The organism is Bowmanella dokdonensis, from assembly GCF_017254865.1.
GTDB lineage: Bacteria > Pseudomonadota > Gammaproteobacteria > Enterobacterales > Alteromonadaceae > Bowmanella > Bowmanella dokdonensis.
In genome coordinates this window covers 1-283 of record NZ_JAFKCV010000413.1, presented here as the reverse complement: position 1 = coordinate 283, position 283 = coordinate 1, and the positions used below count along the sequence as shown (strand labels likewise).

The following is a 283-nucleotide window of genomic DNA, read 5'->3' as shown; positions in this document are numbered from 1 at the left end:
ATAAAAACGGCACCCAGATACGGCCATTGAAATGATGGGCTGGCACTGAATGTATGGTGGTTTCACCAAGGGTTTTACTGGCGTACCAATCCATTTCATTGATGGTATAGCCGCCCTGGTCAAAATACTCGGCGCTGCCCAGGCCAACAAAGTATTCGGCCTGATTACCAATGGCCTCAATATCGGCTTTATTGAAATGGTCGTAGTGTAAATGCGAGTAAAGCACCGCGCGAGTCTGACTTAGCTGCTCGGCTTCAGGCCAAAATCCGGGCTCCCGGCGGGC

1 protein-coding gene is annotated in these 283 nt (G+C 51.2%); it reads right to left on the bottom strand.

Going from position 1 to position 283, the window contains the following annotated elements:
• Positions 1-283 (bottom strand): MBL fold metallo-hydrolase (locus tag J0A66_RS23120; protein WP_241264403.1); only part of this gene is annotated, 283 nt, incomplete at both ends.